The 21,051-nt window shown below is 33.3% G+C and carries 19 protein-coding genes, 2 pseudogenes and 1 riboswitch; of the genes and pseudogenes, 17 read left to right on the top strand and 4 right to left on the bottom strand.

From position 1 onward, the window contains the following. The first annotated feature begins 243 nt into the window (after window positions 1-243). The 7 genes from tehB to LDL57_RS12280 all read left to right on the top strand — a co-directional run bounded on the left by tehB (window position 244) and on the right by LDL57_RS12280 (window position 5,940). Window positions 244-1,119 (top strand): SAM-dependent methyltransferase TehB, encoded by an 876-nt coding sequence (tehB, locus tag LDL57_RS12310; protein WP_225505838.1) that lies wholly within the window; start codon window positions 244-246, stop codon window positions 1,117-1,119. Window positions 1,120-1,228: 109 nt separating this feature from the next. Next, window positions 1,229-1,450 (top strand): hypothetical protein, encoded by a 222-nt coding sequence (locus tag LDL57_RS12305; protein ID WP_180558698.1) that lies wholly within the window; start codon window positions 1,229-1,231, stop codon window positions 1,448-1,450. 578 nt (window positions 1,451-2,028) lie between these two features. Next, window positions 2,029-2,235, top strand: a complete 207-nt coding sequence (locus tag LDL57_RS12300; protein WP_225505836.1) for a hypothetical protein — start codon at window positions 2,029-2,031, stop codon at window positions 2,233-2,235. Window positions 2,236-2,253: 18 nt separating this feature from the next. After that, a complete protein-coding gene (locus LDL57_RS12295) occupies window positions 2,254-2,628 on the top strand; it encodes a lytic polysaccharide monooxygenase (protein ID WP_225507528.1) in 375 nt (124 codons plus the stop codon). Window positions 2,629-2,977: 349 nt separating this feature from the next. Next, a complete protein-coding gene (locus LDL57_RS12290; protein WP_180558699.1) occupies window positions 2,978-3,379 on the top strand; it encodes a structural protein in 402 nt (133 codons plus the stop codon). Between the two features lie 1,115 nt (window positions 3,380-4,494). Beyond that, entirely contained in the window at window positions 4,495-5,337 is an 843-nt protein-coding gene (locus LDL57_RS12285; protein ID WP_180558700.1) for an N-acetylmuramoyl-L-alanine amidase, read from the top strand. 381 nt (window positions 5,338-5,718) lie between these two features. Next, window positions 5,719-5,940 carry a hypothetical protein gene (locus tag LDL57_RS12280; RefSeq protein ID WP_180558701.1) on the top strand — a complete coding sequence of 74 codons (222 nt, stop codon included), beginning with the start codon at window positions 5,719-5,721 and terminating at the stop codon, window positions 5,938-5,940. A gap of 703 nt (window positions 5,941-6,643) precedes the next feature. On the opposite strand, the pseudogene LDL57_RS12275 reads toward LDL57_RS12280, so the two are convergent. Next, a pseudogene (locus LDL57_RS12275) lies at window positions 6,644-7,725 on the bottom strand (porin). A 671-nt stretch (window positions 7,726-8,396) separates the two neighbouring features. On the opposite strand from LDL57_RS12275, the gene LDL57_RS12270 reads away from it, so the two are divergent. From LDL57_RS12270 to LDL57_RS12250, 5 genes are all read left to right on the top strand, one after another. Beyond that, a complete protein-coding gene (locus tag LDL57_RS12270; RefSeq protein WP_180558703.1) occupies window positions 8,397-8,618 on the top strand; it encodes a DUF1471 domain-containing protein in 222 nt (73 codons plus the stop codon). Window positions 8,619-9,167: 549 nt separating this feature from the next. Then, entirely contained in the window at window positions 9,168-9,725 is a 558-nt protein-coding gene (locus LDL57_RS12265; protein WP_180558704.1) for a cytochrome b, read from the top strand. 16 nt (window positions 9,726-9,741) lie between these two features. After that, on the top strand, window positions 9,742-10,320 hold the full coding sequence (locus LDL57_RS12260) for a YceI family protein (protein ID WP_180558705.1): 579 nt from the start codon (window positions 9,742-9,744) through the stop codon (window positions 10,318-10,320). A 298-nt stretch (window positions 10,321-10,618) separates the two neighbouring features. After that, entirely contained in the window at window positions 10,619-10,966 is a 348-nt protein-coding gene (locus LDL57_RS12255) for a DUF6694 family lipoprotein (protein ID WP_180558706.1), read from the top strand. A 173-nt stretch (window positions 10,967-11,139) separates the two neighbouring features. Further along, window positions 11,140-11,312, top strand: a riboswitch (M-box (ykoK) riboswitch). A 72-nt stretch (window positions 11,313-11,384) separates the two neighbouring features. Next, on the top strand, window positions 11,385-12,449 hold the full coding sequence (locus LDL57_RS12250; protein WP_180558707.1) for a magnesium transporter: 1,065 nt from the start codon (window positions 11,385-11,387) through the stop codon (window positions 12,447-12,449). 26 nt (window positions 12,450-12,475) lie between these two features. Here LDL57_RS12250 and LDL57_RS12245 read toward each other — a convergent pair whose 3' ends face one another. After that, window positions 12,476-12,982 carry a SprT family zinc-dependent metalloprotease gene (locus tag LDL57_RS12245; RefSeq protein WP_180558708.1) on the bottom strand — a complete coding sequence of 169 codons (507 nt, stop codon included), beginning with the start codon at window positions 12,980-12,982 and terminating at the stop codon, window positions 12,476-12,478. Between the two features lie 185 nt (window positions 12,983-13,167). After that, window positions 13,168-14,325 (bottom strand): methionine adenosyltransferase, encoded by a 1,158-nt coding sequence (gene metK, locus LDL57_RS12240; protein ID WP_180558709.1) that lies wholly within the window; start codon window positions 14,323-14,325, stop codon window positions 13,168-13,170. 655 nt (window positions 14,326-14,980) lie between these two features. Between metK and speA the strand changes: the two genes are divergently transcribed. The 3 genes from speA to LDL57_RS12225 all read left to right on the top strand — a co-directional run bounded on the left by speA (window position 14,981) and on the right by LDL57_RS12225 (window position 18,789). Continuing rightward, window positions 14,981-16,888, top strand: coding sequence for a biosynthetic arginine decarboxylase (gene speA / locus LDL57_RS12235; RefSeq protein ID WP_180558710.1), 1,908 nt, complete (start codon window positions 14,981-14,983; stop codon window positions 16,886-16,888). Window positions 16,889-17,036: 148 nt separating this feature from the next. Then, window positions 17,037-17,960 carry an agmatinase gene (speB, locus tag LDL57_RS12230; RefSeq protein ID WP_180558711.1) on the top strand — a complete coding sequence of 308 codons (924 nt, stop codon included), beginning with the start codon at window positions 17,037-17,039 and terminating at the stop codon, window positions 17,958-17,960. A gap of 214 nt (window positions 17,961-18,174) precedes the next feature. Next, window positions 18,175-18,789 carry an anthrax toxin-like adenylyl cyclase domain-containing protein gene (locus tag LDL57_RS12225; protein WP_225505834.1) on the top strand — a complete coding sequence of 205 codons (615 nt, stop codon included), beginning with the start codon at window positions 18,175-18,177 and terminating at the stop codon, window positions 18,787-18,789. Window positions 18,790-18,859: 70 nt separating this feature from the next. On the opposite strand, the gene tnpA is transcribed toward LDL57_RS12225, so the two are convergent. After that, complete coding sequence (gene tnpA, locus LDL57_RS12220; RefSeq protein WP_225507526.1) at window positions 18,860-19,249, bottom strand: IS200/IS605 family transposase; 390 nt, start codon at window positions 19,247-19,249, stop codon at window positions 18,860-18,862. A gap of 72 nt (window positions 19,250-19,321) precedes the next feature. Here tnpA and LDL57_RS12215 point away from each other — a divergent pair. Further along, a pseudogene (locus tag LDL57_RS12215) lies at window positions 19,322-20,471 on the top strand (RNA-guided endonuclease InsQ/TnpB family protein); the annotation flags it as partial. A gap of 115 nt (window positions 20,472-20,586) precedes the next feature. Further along, a complete protein-coding gene (locus LDL57_RS12210; protein ID WP_225505832.1) occupies window positions 20,587-21,042 on the top strand; it encodes a hypothetical protein in 456 nt (151 codons plus the stop codon). The last annotated feature ends 9 nt before the right edge of the window (window positions 21,043-21,051 follow it).

The raw sequence follows: 21,051 nt of genomic DNA, 5'->3' as shown, positions 1-21,051 counted from the left end.
ATATATGATCTAAAGCGGCTACAATGGTAGCCGTTTCTTTTGTCGTCTACTAACTCGTAAATTTACATTCCTAATGATAATTAGCTTCATATCTCGTAATTTTCTCTATGAGATGATAACAAACTGATTGTTTTGCAAAAATAATTAAGAACAAATTTATTCAATTTTATTTGTCAGCATAATTTACCAAAACCGAAAAAAAAATTAAAATGCATTTAAAATGCAACTTATTGAGAAATGATTATGTGCAAGCTTATTTGTTACAAAAAATTTGCTATCTGGAATAAGAATACTATCCCTTCAGCATTAATGGAACGTCATAATACGCAAGAAGGTACATGGGCCCAATTGACAATATATCGAGGCGGTCTACTGTTTGTGATATTTGATGAAAATGGTAATGAGCAGCAGTATCATTTTAATGTAAAGTGTAAACCAATTCAAATTCAGCCTCAAATGTGGCATAAAATAGAATCTGTTAGTGATGATATTGAGTGTCAACTCTCTTTTTATTGCCGTGAAGAAGTGTTTTTTTATAAAAAAAATGGTCTTACACTTCCACATTCAGAAGTTTGTGCTCTTTCCCTAATTACCAAGCCATGTAAAGTATTAGATTTGGGATCAGGCCGGGGCCGAAACAGCTTTTTTTTTGCATTACAAGGTTATGCAGTGACAGCAATGGATATCAATCCTCAACATATTAATGCCATTGAAATGGTAAAAAAATCAGTTGATTTAAAGCAGATAAAAACAGCAATCTATGACATTAATGATCATGCTTTAACAGAAAATTACGATATAATTATTTCAACTGTAGTCTTGATGTTTTTGCAGAGAAATAAAATCGCTAAGATTATTGAGGACATGCAAAATTATACTAATGATGGTGGTTACAATTTAATTGTTTGTGCAGTTGAAACAGATAATATTCCTAATGAAATTTTACCTTTTGATAGTTTCTTAGCACCTGGTGAATTAATAAATTATTATAAAGAATGGGAGATCATAAAATACAATGAAGAATCTGGGCATTTACATAAAACTGATAAATTTGGCAATCGCATTAAATTGAATTTCGCCACATTAATTGCTCGTAAACTGTGGTTAAAGAAAGTTTAATTGAACTAAGCAAAAAATATTTTTCTAATTATTTCTCTAATAGTTCTGATATAAACTATGTTCTGCAAAAAGCTTTTATATTAAACTTTATTTTTGTACTGAGGAGAATATGACAATGAAAAATTATTTTTTCGCACTAATTCTTTTTTTCTTACTGGCTGGTTGTGTCAGCTCAGATGATTATCAACAACAGTATTATAAAAAGAAGCGTGAAGAGTATCAAATGGGTGTCGGTGTAGTAAGAACCGACAGTCAACGAAGAGCTATCATGTCAGGTGAAAAGCCTGATTGGTCAGAATTACCAGAATCTCGAGTATCTAAAGAAAATTAAATAAATTATAAATAATTAATTTTAAATATTTCTCTTGTCTGTTGTGCATTGAAAATAATATTTTGATGCACAGTAAATAATATTTTACTGACTATATAAAATGTTTAATTATTATAACTTATTGTTGGTAATGTTTTATATTTAATTATAAAAATAATACACTCAACTAAATTTTTTATTAAGAGATAAAATTTTGCTGTTTTGCTATTATATTAAATTATTTTTTATATAAGTAATTTTTTTATTTAATATAATGTCATTAATTAAACAATATTAACCTCATTCATCAAAAAATTATTTTTTAATTTAAAAGTAAACACTTTTAATGATATTTAATTTTTTTTAAGTAAAATTTTTCAAATTAAAAATTACATGATTTTAGTTGGTTGTAAATTAATGCATTATATGAAAATAAAAAAGATCTCAATAAAAAAAATTATTTAATTTTACTTGATCAAATGTCGTTATTAATTTAATAATCTCAATGGTATTCTAATTACTTATATTTATTTTGTTAATGAAATATTTTTCTAACAGACGCTTTATTAAATTACATGATTAATTAAGAGATTTATAAGATGAAAAATAATTTCTTATTAATACTATTTATATTAATTGTTGTAACTGCATTTTCAAGTGTAAGTTCTAATCGTGAATCAATGCATGGATTTATATATACACCTAAAAGCCGTTCGGTTTTATGCTGGATAGAGCAGAATAATGATTGCGGTAGTGCTAGTAGCGACCCAATGTCGATTGAAGGTGCACGTGGTTTTCCGAAATGAGGCGCCAAAGATGGTAGAATAGCTAGCGGTGATAATTTTTGGTTTAGCCAATTAGATCAGCAAAATATCGATCGCTGGCAAAAAAATAATATTAAAGTAGGTAAGAATATATTTGAATGGTTTTTAACGCAGCCAAATCATACAGTTAGTTGGGAGTTTTATATTACCAAGCAAAACTGGGATCCAAATGCTCCATTAACACGCAATTCGTTTGAATCAAAACCATTTTGTTTACGATCTAATGATGGAAAAAGATTAACTGTTGATGAGGTGAAAATTGAATGCGATGTGCCAAAACGTAGTGGCTATCAAATTATTTTAGGTTTATGGACAATAGCTGATACGGATTCAGCGTTTTATCAAGTAATAGATGTGAATATATCAGATAAATAATAGTTAAATAGTTAGTAAAAAATTTTTTCAATTTGGATAAAAGATAAAAATTAGTGCTTATTCGTTAATATATTATCGGATGTAAAATATCTATTTTTTTCTTTACTGTTGGTATCATATGTGTTTTTTTAAAGAGGTTATATTAAATAAAAAGTGAATAAATATATTTTTGAGTAGTTATTGTATGTAACATACTTAGTATATAAATAATATTTTTTAAAAAAGCCTTAAATTTGGTAATTTATTGATTTTTTTGTCGTGTTATTATTCCTTTTTTAAAAAATAAATTTAAAGATACTCTTAATTAAATATTGATATTATTCAAAAATAAATATGGAGTAAATAAATTATGACCATTCAACGTGGTATACGTAATAATAATCCAGGGAATATAGACTATAACCCTATTAATAAATGGCAGGGTGCATTACCTCATGATCCATCAATTGAAAAACGATTTTGTCGGTTTGAATCTCCGGAATGTGGTATTCGCGCTATAATGGTATTACTAAGCACATATCAACAAAAGTATGGTTTAAAAACTATATCCGATTTAATTAATCGATGGGCGCCAAATAATGAAAATAATACAAACGCATATATTATAAGCGTATCCAATAGAATGAACTTATCACCTAAAACAGTTGTTAATGTAAAAGATAAAGCAACATTAAAAGCTATAATATTTTATGAAAATGGTCAACAGCCTTATAATGATGCTATATTTGATAAAGCGTATAAATTAATATAACTAAATGTTATTAATCCTATTGTATAACAAAATAAATTTTATTCTATAAATAAAAACTCGTTAACTTTAACATTATAGCTAGATATAATTTTTTGTTTTTTTCTAGTATGGTTTTTTAATAAAAATAATTACCGGTAACTAAAAGAAAATTATAGATTGAAAAAAGCTTTATAATTAACAAAAATACAGATAATACATTTTTTTGTTAATTATATTTAGTAAAATTCTTTAATCATCGAATAGGTTTCTTAGCTTTATTACTGCAAACTTTCAATTTTATTTTGAGCATTAACAAAATGTTAAGTTTGTGCTTACTATTTATTGCCAACACAAAAATATCCATCTTAATAACTTGCTAATTTTATACAGATAAAATTTCAACTATTGCTAACCAGGCTATAAACGTCAGGTTCGGCTTGGTTATTATAAAAAGCGACAGTGATATAACAAAATATAAAAATGAATAATATTGTAAGTTACGTAAAACTAATAGTGAGTTTGTTCTTTTTATAGATTAATTTTTAATAAGTTTGCGGTAACTATTATTTATCAAAGATAGTATGAATTGAAATGGTATAATTATAATAAAAGAGGATAAAATTTGCGCTAAATTTACTTTTAATAGATATAGTTGTAAAAATCATTTTTTAAGTGCTATCCCTTACTATGTGATTATGTAATTGACTTGAAATTTTAAACAATTTATAAAAACAGTTGTTATACTATTAATTAATAATTTTATTAACTTATGGTTAAAGTATAGATTAACTACAAGCCTATTGCGTTAATTGGATTACAATTGATTAAAAAAATTAACAATTACAATTAATTGTGAATTTATTATTAATTATATATAATTGTAATGTTGTACCTCTTTGTTATTAAGATTATTGCTATTATTTATGGTGATAATAAAAATAATAGTTTATGTAAATAAGCAGAGAGATTATAGTTTATTCTGCTAAATTATAAAAATGTAGCTATAAATAAGCTGCTAATGAAAACTAAGCGTATAGTCAAAAGTTTTGACCTAAATTATTTAGGTGTAAGAAGTCGAGTGTATGAGAAGTAATGCTGTTGTAAGGGTAGGTATCAAACACTTATATGGAGATGATATGCGAAAGTTGTTTATGATGTTATTGGTGCTAATGATAGTGGGTTGTTCGTCTAAAACCCCTATCGTTGATAGAGGTAATTATTATATCGATAAATCTTTTTCATCGATAAGCCAAGATGATCGAGTGAAATTTTTAATATTTCATTATACGGCAGTAAATGATGCTCGTTCATTACAGATTTTAACTCAAGCTAAAGTCAGTGCTCATTATCTTATTCCAGAAATACCGAAAACAAAAAGTGGAAAGCCAGTTATATTTAACCTTGTTCCAGAAGATAAAAGAGCATGGCATGCAGGTTTAAGTAATTGGAATGGTAGACTTAATCTTAATGATAGTTCTATTGGTATAGAAATAGTTAATAAAGGGTTTACTGAAGACATGCTTGGCAATAAGGTTTGGTATTCTTTTAATGAACAGCAAATTTCCGCTATCATTGTTTTAGCTCAAGATATCATAAAAAGATATAACATAACTCCAGATAATGTTTTAGCACATAGTGATATTGCACCATTGAGAAAGTATGATCCTGGTAAAAATTTTCCATGGAAACGTTTAGCTGAGCTTGGTATTGGAGCTTGGCCAGAAGAAATGACGGTTAAGAAATATTTGGCAGGTCGATCACCCTATGCACCAGCTAGTATATCGGTTATCCAAAAATATTTGCAGAAATATGGTTATGATAAAATTCCACAATCCGGTGAACTTGATGAGGAAACACGCAGAACAATTAGTGCATTTCAGCTACATTTCCGCCCAGCTAATATAAGTGGTAATGCGGATGCTGAAACAGAAGCTATTGCCCGCGCATTAGTTGAAAAATATAGAAATCAGAGTAGTTAGTGGTTAACAATGACTAACGGTTTGAGATAACATAATTGTATTTTATAAACTAAGCCCCTGACAATTGAATATTCATTGAAAGGGGTTTTTTATAGCCAATAGAGATATTAGCTGTTTTTATTCACTTAATATTATGTTGTTATTTAGTTGATTAGTGATTAAAAGTGTATTTATAATTGTTAATATTAATTTTGCCTTGAATTGTGTCAAAAATAGTTTCAATATTTTCTTATATTTACAAATTTTTTCAAAGTCTACATATTCCAAATATTAACTAACATAGATAATAAATTTTATGGATAAAATAATTATTCATAACAGTAATTTATTTTACATTTATTATAATGATAACGTATTTAAACTAACTTGAAGGTAGTAATAATGAAATTTGTAAAATATGCACTTTTATCAATGGCATTAATTTCATTTGGTAGTATGGCTGCTTCTACTCCAATGAATGCAAGTGGTCAAACTAATGCTGGACAGCAACAAGTCAAAACTAAACAAATATCTCATACTGGCAAAGTAAAAGCGAAAAAAGCTTCTCATATTAAATCTGGAGCTAAAAAGACAGCAGACAAAGCTATGACTAAAGCAAATTAATTTTGTCGTACTAGCTATAAATTAAAATAGCGGCCGCATATAATAGTGGTCGCTATTTTATATTTATTGGTATTAACAAATTAAAAGTTATTGATGATGATATTGACTAATGCTGTTATTTGGAAAAGTTATTGATGCATATAAGAAAATTTCTATCTCTGGAAATATAAAAGAATAATAAATTTATCTTACATGAAAATAATTATCATTTTGTTATTTAGAATCAAACAGCTATAAATAAAAAAACATTAGCTATTTTTTTATTATAATAGAATAAATATATATCTTAAATTATTATATAAAAATAATTTAATGAGAAAAATATAAACTATATTTTGATATGAAATTGATATCAGCTTTTATGCTAGATGTTGAATCAGCAAGTTTTTATAGGCCGGCTTCGTTTAATAAATCCAAATCAACGAGCAGTCAATAGCTCAGTGCGTTAGAAGATATTTTTTGGTTGTAAATTATTTGACAGACGTTCTAATAATTCGATATTAAAAATAAATGAGAATAGAAAAATTTTCCAGAGTGTAAATGTTATTATATTTTTATTATCGGTTAGAAAAGTTTGTATGATTTAGCAGAATATTATAAATGCTATCTTAGCAGGTTTAACAGAGTAGTTTGGTTATTGAGTGTAATATATTTTATAAGGATATCCCAGATAATTTTATCTGGGATTATATATTAAATATTATTAAAAATAATAGACTAAACCTAAACCTAAAACATTGTCAGTACTGATGCCATAATTTTCAGTAAATTTATTTTTATCTAATAAATTAATTTTATAATCTAACAGCGCAGCAAAATTCTTATTAAAATAGTAGAATGAGCCCAGCGATATGAATTTGTTTAAGTAATTATCGCCATATTCGCCAAGATCTTTTCCTTTCGCTTGAATATAAGCTAATGATGGTTTCAAACCATAATCGAATGTATATTGAGCGACAATTTCGAAAGTTTCTTTTTAGGTGCAATATTGGTGTTAATTGAACCAAAAGGCGTCATGTTACGTGTTTCAATATAAGTTGATGCTAAATAGACGTTATTAGCATTATATTTGGCACCAATGCTCCAAGCTTCTGCACGTTTTCCATTAGCATAGTAATAAGCTATGTTATTATTGACATTATGTGAATTGCTGTAACTTCCACCAAAACTTAGGCCAAAATCAGTATTATAAATTATTGATAAACCGTAGCCATCACCGTTATTTTGCTTGGCTGTATTTACACCTGATTTATTATTAGTAGTATTTTTTCCTTGGTATTGTAATGCAATGTTTAATCCATCAACATAGCCAAATAAATTGTTGTTGCGATAGGTAAGTAGGTTTCTATTTCTACCATTCATATAATTGTCAGCCATTGAAATGCCATCATCCCAAAAAATAGGCAAAACATCAATCCAGCCGTCAATGTGATATAGTACACCATAGTTACGGCCATAATCTATCGAGCCTAAATATTTATGATTAATTCCAACATAGGCTAATCGATTTTTATCTATATGGTTATCCTCAGTTTTATTAGCCATTGTTTCCCATTCAAATTGACCAAATCCAGTGAGGTTAGCGGAAATTTCGGTGCTACCTTTGATTCCAACACGAACTCTTGAATCATCTCCACTACTTTTGCTCTTACCTATATGATTTCGTACATCAACTTTTCCATACAAATCTAACTTATTTCCATCTTGATTATATATTTCAGCGCCATTAGCAATATTATTTATGGAAAATACTAACGTTAACAATGCAATACGCCTTATTTTCATTCTATTCATCCTCTTCTCTTGTTTGTTTTGTTTTTGTTAATTTTAAACACTGTGGTTTGTTGTAAATATTTTATGTTTTTGTTTCATATAAAGACAATAAAAATATATATATTTATGATCAGGCGCAAAATTTGCAGCTAATTAGTATGATTTATTAAATAAAGAAACAACAAAATAACTTGTTAATATTATGATAGATTGGTTTTTACATTGGATTATTTTGCCTACGATTTTTTATTTTATATGAATTAATTTTATATACTCTTCTTTAATTACAATCTATTTTTTATTTATTATTAAAAAAGTTTTATCATGTATAAATTGACAAAAGGATAAATATGTCAGTTATTTTTTCAATGTTTTTTTGTTTTGTTTTTGCTTCTTTACAATAAAATATATTTCTATTTTTCATATTATTTGTTGGACAATATTTTGCTATAAAGTATCAATAATGAAACTTTGGTTATAATTTAAAATGGACTTTATTTTTATAACTCTAATATTATTTATAAATAAAGTTAATGAATTATTTATTTGTCGAAAGTTTTATAGATATTTAATTAGATAGATGGTTTTTTAAAATTTTCACATTGCTTATTTTATTAAAATATTTTTTTGTGTTGGGTTATGGTTCTAAATTAGTCTCAGATATTAATTTTAGGAGATGGTTTATGATAAAAATGAAGAATCTCATAATAATGGTTTTTCTTTTTGTAATTTCATTTGGTGTTTTATCTCAAGAGGTTATTACTGCCTCAGCAATTAGTCTTAATGAAGCCATTGAAAATTTAGAGAACAAAGCGAAAGAGAAAGATTCTACTATTGTGAAAATAACTTCTGCGGGAGGAAAAAATTACATAAGAGCAAGTGCAATTATAGAGAAAAATAAATAATTAGTTTTGTGTGCCTATTATTTACCCTTCGTTTCTTAGCATCCTCTATTATAGAGGATGCTATTTTTTATTTAATTTATTTTAATGACAATTATCACAGTAGACTTAGATATATAAGATAACAAAGTTAACCTATTATTAATATTTAAAAATCCCCATCATATTAATTAACTTAAATTTAACATATACAACTAAGCTATGGTGCTTACCGTGCAATTACTTGTAGTTACAGTTTAGTTAATGCTTTTAACTTATTTTTAATATATAAAATTTTATTCTGATATAGTGCAATTAAATACAATTGCACAGATTTTTCATTTAAACAAAATATTAAAATAAAATATATTATAAATTTTTTACTTTTTAAATATTCTTTTTTATTTTAAAGATGAAACTATTTCATAGAGTAACTTAATGATTTTTTTTGATTATCTTTAACAAATTATTTCTTCTTGTTTGGCAATTAATCACCTAAAAATTCGTTTATTATTAATATTGCATCAAAATTGACTATTATTATTCTTACTCTTTAACGAAAGGAATATTGATATGCTTTGGAAGAATACTTCCACCCAGTTTGGTCATATATCAATTTTAATTCACTGGTTGGTTGCGATTACTGTTTATGGAATGTTTGCGTTGGGGCTTTGGATGGTCTCTTTAAATTACTATGACGCTTGGTATCACAAAGCGCCAGAAATTCATAAGAGCATCGGTTTTATTTTGTTTTTGCTGATGATGTTTCGTGTTCTATGGCGCTTCATATCACCGCCGCCTAAACCATTAGATAGCTATAGCAACTTAGTAAAAATAAGTTCTACTCTCGTCCAAATTTCACTTTATTTACTTTTATTTGGCATATTTCTTAGCGGTTATTTAATTTCTACTGCGGATGGCCAGCCTATTTCAATATTTGGCTATTTCGAGATCCCGGCAATATGGTCAGATGAAGGCGTGCAGGCTGATAGTGCCGGTGTTGTACATCTTTATTTGGCATGGACACTAATTATTCTTTCTATTCTTCATGCGATTGCAGCATTAAAACATCATTTTATTGATCGTGATATTACCCTAAAACGCATACTTGGCATCCCTGCAAGAAAATAATTTATTGGAGATAGTTATGTTGAAAAAATTTTTTTTAGCTATAGTAACCGCAATTTTGCTATCGAGCATTAATACAGCAATAGCCGCTAATTATAAAATTGATAATGAAGGTCAACATGCTTTTGTTCAGTTTCGCATTCAACATTTAGGTTACAGTTGGATTTATGGTAGTTTTAAGAATTTTACTGGTAGTTTTACCTTTGATGAAAAAAATCCACAAAATGATCAAGTTAAGGTGGTGATCAATACTGCCAGCATTGATACTAACCATGCAGAACGCGATAAGCATTTGCGCAGTGCCGATTTTTTTAATGTAAAAAAATATCCGCAGGCAACTTTTATTTCAACTAAGGTTAGTCAAGTCAAGGGGGCTTATCATATCGATGGGCAACTGACACTAAATGGTGTAACAAAACCGTTAGTACTTAATGCTATCTTAATTGGTGAAGGTGACGATCCATGGGGAGGTTATCGTGTTGGTTTTGAGGCAACTGGAAAGATTAAATTGAAAGATTTTAACTTTAAAAAAGATCTTGGCCCTAAATCGCAAGAAGCTGAGCTGATTATTTCTCTTGAAGGTGTTAAATTACCATAAAATAAAAGTAATATTGAAAGAGCCTGTATAGGCTCTTTCGATTATGTTGGAAAAATAGCAGTATATTAAGCAAGCTATTTTAATTTATGGCTATTTAATGAATAGCAATTTGATTGTATTTAAATTTTATTTTTACTCTGTAACAACTAATAAGCAATCAAGTATTACTGTTAATTTTTGCCAGCAATATGAAAATTTTTTTTTACAATTATTCTCTTTAAATTTTCATTATATTCAAGTTTATTATTTTTAATTTTGCTATGCTGATAATTAAAGCAGTGAGAAGGGCGTTATATATATGAGATTTAATCTATTAATTTTCTTCATCAGTTTTTTGTTATTGGGTTGTGAGCAACAATTAAAACTAAATGGTGAAAATAAGCAATTATTACGTTCTTCTATTACTGAAGTACGAGATTCTCTCTCTTTTGAAAAACAGCAACAATTTGACGAAGCTATTGATATTACTATGTTTAATAGTATTAATTTTGATGAATATCGCCAACTTGGTGAAAGAGCTGCTTCCAGAGCATTGGAAAAACGGATTTGTCGAACATTAGATGGTAAAACAGCAGAACAAGTTATTAATGATGCAAAAAAGATAAAAATAGATCGCCTAGCATTTGATGAAAATTTGCTTTTTTAATTAAATAACTTACGATTTTAATTATTATTTTCGTTTATTAACTTAGCGGCTTGATTCTATTATTTACCAACTTAAACAAAAACTAAACCATAAGTAACACGATAATTGGAAAAGCTATTTAGCTTCATTATAATCTGCTCGAGTTAATATTAATTTTTAATATTAAGCACGGTGCAGTATCTCGTTAGGCGAGGCTCCTATACAAACATAGGTTACTGATCTGACGACGTCGAGAGACGCCCAAGATCAGGACAGGATATATCGAGTCAAGGTGTATCCCCATGTAACTTCCTGCTGGTTGCAGGATACGTTGTATAGTGCTAAAACTGAGACGTTGAGATAGCTTAATATTCTCGCATCTGGTTTTGCCCCTATTTGAGAACTGTTTGCAGTATATAACAGTGATAGGGTTTCGAAAATGAAGTTAACATCCCTACAAAAAACGGCTCCCAGCGTGGTGTGTCCGGCCAATAGTCATGCAGAAAATTTCAATGAGCAACATCATAATAATTTTGATGAAGTAAAAGTTAGTGCTTATATGAGTCAATCTTATATCGCTGTTTCGATGAATGATTCTGTTGCTGCTATTAAAAATAATCTGGCTAATATAATTACCGGCGATCAGATCCCGACTTATCTTTATGTCATTGATAAAGATAAATATCTAAATGGCCTGTTATTGATGAAAACATTATTAACCTCATCAAATGAACTCCTTGTCTCAGATATTATGCGACGTGATTTTTTTTCTGTTTCACCGGAACAATCACGTGAAGAGGTTTTTGCCCTGCTTAATCATTGTGATATTGATTCTATTCCGGTTGTAGAGTTTTCTAAATTAAAAGGAGTATTACGCGCTCAAGATATCGCTGAATTAATTGAGGATGAGAATACCCAAGATGCCCACTTGCAAGGGGCAACATTACCTTTAGAAGAGCCTTATATGTCGACCAGCCCAATAACATTATGGCGTAAACGCGTTGTTTGGTTATTGATGTTGTTTGTGGCTGAAGCCTATACAGGTACAGTATTGAAAGCCTTTTCCGATCAGCTGGAATCTGCCATTTCATTAGCTTTTTTTATTCCTTTATTAATAGGCACAGGCGGTAACAGTGGTACTCAGATAACTTCTACTTTGGTTAGGGCAATGGCGCTAGGAGAAGTGAGTTTACGTAATTTAGGTGTTGTGCTTAAAAAAGAGATATCTACATCATTTTTAGTGGCATTAACAATAGGTTGTGTCGGCATATTTCGTGCTTGGATCCTGGACGTTGGCTATCAAGTTACCCTGGTTGTTCGTTTGACTATGATGGCAATTACTGTGTGGAGTGCGATCGTTTCTTCTATTATTCCAATGGTACTTAAACGATTGAATATTGATCCTGCAATTGTTTCTGCGCCTTTTATTGCTACGTTTATAGATGGCACAGGATTAATCATTTACTTTGAAATTGCTAAGATGATTATGACTGATTTAGCGTGATCAACAGGGGAGAGTGAATTGCTCTCCTATTGATTCTGCCAAATAAGATATTGACCACATTTTTTGCAAATATACTCCCCTTTCCCGTGTTGGATTTTGTTGTGCCGGCGTAGAGTCAATTGATGTGATAGGTCGCACTGGCAATGGTAATGAAAGATCTGCTTACGAATTGAGTTTAATGCAAACTGATGCGTTGTCTGTGGTGGGACTTCGAGGATCACTGCCATCATCCATTTCCATTCTTTACCATGAGGGGCTGTTTTGCCAAAACAGTGATAAACCAACAAGTGGGCTAACTCATGAGGAATAACTTGATTAACAAAAATCTCACCATTTTCAATTAGTAAAATGGGGTTAAGACGAATTTCCCATGCTTGTAGATGGGCACTACCGGCAATGGTTCCTCGCTGTCGGTAATTAATCAACGGTGCTGTAAAGTTTTTTCCCAATTTAGTACTCGCGGTAGCCAGTTTGTTGCGTAATACGTGCATGACAATCTGTTGTAAAGCGATCGGTATTCGCTGTGATTTCATATTATTAATCTAGTTAAATGGCAAAGAGTGAGCTCAGAATAAAAGAAATTAATTTATTATGGTCTTTATTAATTAAATGTTGGAAAAATTCAATAATTAATTGCTATTTTTGGCTAGCTCTAAAATAGCAAAAGGGAGAGTTATCTAACTGTCCCTTTGCTGTTTTAACAAGATAAAATCGACGACTAGTTAGTTAAACCTGCGGCTGCACGGAGTTCAGCAATTTTATCTGTTTTTTCCCATGGAAATTGAGAACGGCCAAAATGTCCATATGCTGCAGTTTGATGGTAAATAGGTTGTAATAAATTGAGCATTTTAACTAGACCATAAGGACGTAGGTCAAAAATTTCATGCACTAAATGAACCAGAGTTTCATTGGCTATTTTTTCTGTACCAAAAGTTTCGAGCATGATAGAGGTAGGCTCAGCGATGCCAATTGCATATGAAATTTGAATTTCACAGCGATCAGCCAGTCCTGCGGCAACAATATTCTTTGCTACATAGCGCGCAGCATAGGCAGCAGAACGATCGACTTTAGAGGGATCTTTTCCAGAAAAAGCCCCACCACCATGGCGGGCCATGCCACCGTATGTATCGACGATAATTTTACGGCCGGTTAAGCCACAATCGCCCATTGGGCCGCCGATAACAAAACGCCCAGTTGGATTAATAAAATATTTGGTATTTTTATGTAGCCATTCTGTCGGTAATACTGGCTTAATAATTTCGTCTATTACAGCTTCTGATAAGGTCTCTTGTTTAATTTCCTCAGCATGCTGCGTAGATAAAACAATGGTATCAATGCCTACTATTTTATTATTTTCATATTGGAAAGTGATTTGGCTTTTAGCATCTGGACGTAACCAGGGCAAGGTACCATTTTTTCGCACTTCAGCTTGGCGTTCGACTAAGCGGTGGGCATAAGTAATTGGCGCTGGCATAAGAACATCGGTTTCGTTATTAGCATAACCAAACATGATCCCTTGATCACCAGCTCCTTGTTCTAAGGGATTTGCGCGATCGACGCCTTGATTAATATCAGGAGATTGTTTGCCAATTGCACTGATAACAGCACAGGAGTTGGCATCAAAGCCCATATCGGAGCTGGTATAGCCAATTTCGCGTATTGTACGCCGCGTAATTTCTTCAATATCTACCCAAGCGCTGGTCGTAATTTCACCGCCAACCATTACCATACCTGTTTTTACGTAGGTTTCACAGGCAACGCGTGCTTTTGGATCTTGCTCAAGAATTGCATCAAGAACCGCGTCTGAAATTTGGTCAGCGATTTTATCAGGATGACCTTCTGAGACTGATTCAGAAGTAAAAAGATGTGTGGTCATAGATGTTTTGTTACCTTAAAAATTCGTAGAAACTGAATTAGATGTATTACCATCCAGACGTCCATTTTAATGTTAATTTAGCACTATGGCTAGCGGTTTTTTATATTTGTTTATTGTTAAAAACGGATTTGCTAAATAGAGATAAATTTGTTGATGTTTTATTCAATTTGATTTTGCATTTTTCTTCTAATAAAGGTATAAACAGCGCGATAACTGATGAACCTTTTTTCTCATCAGGCGTTATGCGGTAGTATCGATATTGATGCTACTTCTCAATTTAAAATGGTTATGTTCTGAAATTGAATTTATAAAACCATGTTTTGAGGTGAATGGGTAATGTTCCATTATCAGCAAATAGCAAATTACCAATCATCACAGCTTAATGTCTGTGTACCCGCTTCTTTTTCCTTTCTCTATATTACGACTGCTAGTCGAAATTATAGGTCGTACTCGAGACAGACTAAAATCATTTATTGATAAGTTATTTTGCAACTTTAAATAACAGAATGATTATTGAATTGTCATTAATCCTTTTTTTAATTAGATAGAGTTATTGCTGTTTCCTGCAGTTTTAAAATTTGCACAGAATATTATCTTGTTAGATATGATAAAATAGGAAAGAAGTGAAACTCATACTCCATTTCAGGAGATAACTATGAAGAATAATATCGCGCGTAAAATGCAACAAACCTACAATATTGCATATTGGGGAGGTGGCTATTACCAAGTTAATGAACAAGGTAATATTAGTGTTTGTCCAAATCTTGACCAACCAGAAGCAAAGATTGATTTAGCCGCATTAGTTGAACAAGTACAGGAAGAACAACAACATTTACGTTTGCCGGCACTATTTTGTTTTCCGCAAATTTTGCAACATCGATTGCGCTCAATTAATGCTGCATTTGAACGGGCGCGTCGCGATTATGGCTACCAAGGTGACTACTTTCTTGTCTACCCAATTAAAGTAAATCAGCAGCGGCGAGTGATTGAAACTTTAGTGAGATCAGGTGAACCTTTAGGTTTAGAAGCCGGCTCCAAAGCAGAATTAATGGCTGTATTAGCCCATGCAGGTATGACGAAATCGGTGATTGTTTGTAATGGTTATAAAGATCGGGAATATATTCGTTTAGCGTTGATCGGCGAAAAACTTGGCCATAAGGTCTACTTAGTGATTGAAAAAATGACTGAAATTGATCTAGTTCTAGATGAAGCGAAAAGATTAGATGTTATTCCTCGTTTAGGAGTAAGAGCGCGTTTGGCATCACAAGGTTCGGGTAAATGGCAAGCAAGTGGCGGTGAAAAATCAAAATTTGGTTTGGCCGCTGCTCAGGTTTTACAGTTGGTTGATACATTAAGAAGTGTTGGGCGGTTGGAAAGTTTACAATTATTACATTTCCATTTAGGTTCTCAGATGTCTAATATCCGTGATATTGCGACAGGCGCGAGAGAGTCAGCTCGTTTTTATGTTGAGTTACATAAGTTAGGTGTCAAGATTGAGTGTTTTGATGTAGGTGGTGGTCTTGGCGTTGATTATGAAGGTACGCGTTCACAGTCGGATTGTTCTGTCAACTATGGTTTAAATGAATATGCCAATAATGTTATCTGGGCAATAGGGGAAGCCTGTGATGAACATGGGCTAGGGCATCCAACGGTGATCACGGAATCAGGTCGAGCGCTAACCGCTCATCATACCGTATTAGTTTCTAATGTCATTGGTGTTGAACGTAATGAATTTACTAAGATCACACCACCACCGAAAGATACCGAATTATCACTTATTTCTCTGTGGGAAACTTGGAATGAAATGCAACAGGGAAATAGCCGTTCATTACGTGAATGGCTGCATGATAGTCAACTTTCCTTATATGATGTGCATACCCAATATGCCCATGGCATGTTGAATTTAACAGAGCGTGCTTGGGCTGAAGAGCTCTATCTTAATATTTGTCGTCGTATTCAGCAGGATTTAGATCCCAGTAATCGCGCTCATCGTCCTATCATCGATGAGTTACAAGAGCGGATGGCTGATAAGCTATATGTGAACTTTTCACTATTTCAATCTATGCCGGATGCATGGGGTATTGACCAACTTTTCCCCGTACTGCCAATTCAAGGATTAAATGCGCCATTAGAGCGTCGAGCGGTGTTATTAGATATTACCTGTGATTCAGATGGTATTATTGACCATTATATCGATGGTGATGGTATTGCTGCTACTATGCCAATGCCTAATTATGATCCGGAAGAGCCGCCAATGATAGGATTTTTTATGGTAGGAGCTTATCAAGAAATATTAGGTAATATGCATAATTTGTTTGGCGATACAGCGGCGATTGATGTCTATATTGATAATTCAGGTGAAGTCAGGTATTTACAAAGTGAAGAGGGGGATTCAGTGGCGGATATGCTCCATTACGTCAAGTTAGATCCTAAAATGCTATTGACGCTTTTTCGTGATCAAGTCAATAGTAAAGATTTGACGAAAAGTTTAAAGGAGCAGTTTCTGGCTGAATTTGAAACAGGATTATATGGTTACACCTATCTGGAAGGTGAGACAATATAAGTTAGCCAAGGTTATTGAGCAATAATGGAATAATCTTATCTGGTGCGCTGTAAAAGCTTGTTCTTTAGCGCTAGCTGGATGCCAAGCAGAAGAGCAGTGATCTTAATAGTGAAGGTTATTCATTAATAAACAGTTTGAGATAAATTATATGATTAATAATACATTAAATAATCAGGAAGATAATTCTTTGGTTTCTAATGCCTTTGGTTTCATGCGTTTTCCACTCCATTTTTCACCTTATAATAGTGATGCACAGTGGGTTATCACCGGTGTCCCTTTCGATATGGCGACATCAGGCCGTGCTGGCAGCCGGCATGGGCCGGCTGCTATTCGGCAAGTATCAGCAAACCTGGCATGGGAAGGTAAACGTTGGCCATGGCAGTTTGATCTCAAAGAGCAGTTAAAAATAGTTGATTGTGGTGATCTCGTTTTTGCTTTTGGCGATGCACAAGATATGAGTGATAAGTTGCAAGCCCATATCGAAAAGTTATTGGCATCTGGCAAAAGATGTTTAACCTTTGGTGGCGATCACTTCGTTACTTTACCTTTATTACGTGCTCATGCTAAGCATTTTGGTAAAATGGCGTTGGTTCATTTTGACGCACATACCGATACCTATAGCAATGGTAGTAAATTTGATCATGGTACTATGTTTTATCATGCGCCTAGTGAAGGGCTTATTGATGCGACTCACTCCATTCAGATTGGTATTCGGACTGAATATGATAAAGACAATGGTTTTACGGTATTGGATGCGGCTTATGTGAATGACGCCCGGCCGGAAGATATTATTGACCAGATAAAGTCCACAGTGGGTGAATTACCTATATATTTAACCTTTGATATTGATTGTCTAGATCCGGCTTTTGCGCCGGGTACCGGAACCCCCGTTGTTGGTGGATTAACCAGCGATCGTGCCTTAAAGTTATTGCGGGGCTTGCAGCCATTAAATATTGTTGGTATGGATATTGTGGAAGTGGCTCCGGCTTATGATCAATCACAAATTACTGCCTTAGCGGCAGCCACCATCGCATTAGATATGCTTTATATTCAGGCGACTAAAAAATCCTAACTGAACTACATAATTTTACAACAAAATGTGCCATTTTTGGCACATTTTTGTTTGTGCTTAAGTCAACTAATTATCTGTTAAATTGAAACAATATTATTTAAGTCATGCAATCAATCTAAATTTATTTTTTATTTATTAAACTTAGTTATTTGGTTATATTTTTTGTAATAAAATAGGTAAACCGTTACTCTTTTATAATAAAAGTAAAGTATAAATGCATCGCATATCAAATAATTTAATCTTAAATACTGCCTATCATCAACAAATGGCAGTCGAATCTGCTGATTCTGCTAGTTATCAGGTAAGTCAGCCAATAACTGGCATTCCAGCAACACATTTAAAAACTCTTTCTAATTATGCCATTCAAAAAAATCTCATTTATGGTATTAGACCGATTAGTCCCTTAGCGACATCTTTAATAGAAGCCGGTTATCCGACTAAGCCGCTTAGCATCAAAGGAAAGAGCGCCGATTGGGGGCCACAAGCCGGATTTATTTGTGTTGATCAAAATTTTAGCAAGCTTGTCGGACAGCCAGAGCGAGTGAAAAAGTATAATGCCTTGATCCGAAAAAACCTAGAAAATGGCGACGCAGTAAGTGTGCCTTTAACTATACCCCGTGACAGGATCAATGAATTGATCAAGTTAACTTGCCTCGAATTATCTCAACCGCATGGTGACAAAATGGTTTTGTTAGCGCGATCACCAACTGGACAGGAATATCAATTTGAAGCTATTTATCAATCTAATAGTAATAATTACTATCGAATAGAAATAGCTGGGAAACCTATTTATGTCTTGAGTCAACCGGAAATACACGAACCATCTTAACCTCCAAAGGGTACTCCCACCGACATAAGGTGGGAGGGACTTGGTCGGGCTTGAAAAGCCCGAAGAATGATCAGCCACGCTGATTTTGAATGTATTGCTTAACAACTTCCAGCGGTGCTCCCCCGCACGAACCTGCAAAGTATGATCGAGACCACAACACTGGCTTGCCGTAAGCCCCACGCAAGTCTAGAAACTCATTACGCAGACGACGAGACGTTACCGCTTTCAGCGAGTTTACTAGTACTGACAACTGCACTGTGGGCGGGTACTCGATCAGCATATGAACGTGATCGGACTCTCCGTTACTTTCCTTTAAATCAGCCCCAAAGTCGCGACACACTTCACCTGCATACTGATGAAATGCTTTGTAGTGCAAGCCACTGAGTACTTTCTTTCGGTACTTAGTCACAAAGACAAGGTGAACATGTAAAAGAAACGCTGCATGTCTTGAACGGTTGATTTTATATTTTGCATTGAAATTAACCGGATATACGGTAAGATAGTGAGATAATTTACTACACACTGAGTAATAATGCTAATTCTAAAAGCCTACAAATTCAGACTCGAACCAACCGAAAACAGTCGCAACGTTTGCGGCAGTTGTGCGGATGCGCTCGTTTTATCTGGAATTACGGGCTAGCAGAGACGCAACGCATTATTGAATCCGGCGGTAAACTACCGTCAGCGTTTGAACTAAATCGGATGCTCACAGAATGGAAAAAAAGCCGGAACATTCCTTTTGCAAGAAGCCTACACGGATAATCTTCAGCAGAAACTCAAAGATCTGCACGGGGCATGGAAACGCTGCTTTGATAAAAAACTGGCAGCAAAAGCTCCTGTATTTAAAAGGAAAAATGACGGGCGTGATTCAGTTCGTTTTGTTAATTTTGATAAATATTGTCAGCTCGATAATGGCAGAGTGAGATTACCGTCAGGTTTGGTATGGGTAAAGTTCCGGCAGTCGCAAAAGCTGTACGGTAAGATTAAAACGCAACCGTTAGCCAACATGCGGGACACTGGTATATATCGTTTCAGGTCGAACTGGAAATGGACATTCAGCCTCATTCGTCAGCAACAATGATTGGTTTGGATGCAGGTGTAACCAGACTCGCCACGCTGTCAGACGGCACAGTGTTTGAACCTGTAAACAGTTTTAAAACCAACCAAAAAAAGCTGGCGAAATTCCAGCGTCAGTTAAGCTGTAAAGTTAAATTCAGCAATAACTGGAAAAAACAGAAGCGAAAAATCCAACGTCTCCACTCGCATATAACCAATATCCGCAAAGACTACCTTCACAAAGTCACCAGTGAAATCAGCAAAACCACGCGATGATCGTCATTGAGGACTTAAAGGTCAGTAACATGTCGAAATCGGCAAAAGGTACACAAGAGCAGCACGGACGGAATGTCAGGGCAAAATCAGGACTTAACCGTTCGATACTGGATCAGGGTTGGTATGAAATGCGCCGTCAGCTTGAGTACAAGCAGCTATGGCGCGGTGGTCAGGTATTAGCTATGCCTCCGGCATATACAAGTCAACGGTGTGCATGTTGTGGTCATACAGCGAAAGAAAATCGTCAATCACAAAGTAGATTCGAGTGCCTTGAGTGCGGGTATACAGAGAACGCAGATATCAACGGAGCTCGTAACATTTTAGCGGCAGGACATGCCGTGTTAGCCTGTGAAGTGAACGGTGCAGTAATGCCGTCAGCAGCAGGAACCAGGCTTCTGAGCGATCAGATAGTCTCCGACTAACGGGAATCCCCCTCCTGAGTCACGAAGTGTGAAGGTGGGGAGGATGTCAATTGTCCCTGATTATGATTTATTATTAGTCGCTCCTCATATTGGTGATTATGGCACGCTTGATACCGTGGTACCGAGTGAACGTAATGATACCAAATTAGGAACTGCAAACCATCGTTTGCTGAAATTAGCCGATGATATTCATCGTGCTTTAGATCGCGATGAACAGCATAAACTTATTCATCATGGATCAGATGTGAATAATGAGTCATCGCAATTGACAGACAATTTTCCGGTAACGCTATTTTTGCCTAAAATAATCGGGAAATATAACACGATAGCTGTGTTGGATTCAGCAGAGGCACTTGCTGAATTTATTCAAGCTGCTAAAAATGAAGGTTATCATGTACCGATCAATGAACGTTGGCAAGGAATGCAGAATATTCGCCGAGCTTCTTATGAACAGACCCGTGGTAAGATTGCGCAGTATTATCGTAAATTGTCCTTATAAGATAACACT

The sequence above is a fragment of the Arsenophonus apicola genome, assembly GCF_020268605.1.
Lineage (GTDB): Bacteria > Pseudomonadota > Gammaproteobacteria > Enterobacterales > Enterobacteriaceae > Arsenophonus > Arsenophonus apicola.
This window is presented reverse-complemented; position numbering and strand designations above follow the sequence as displayed.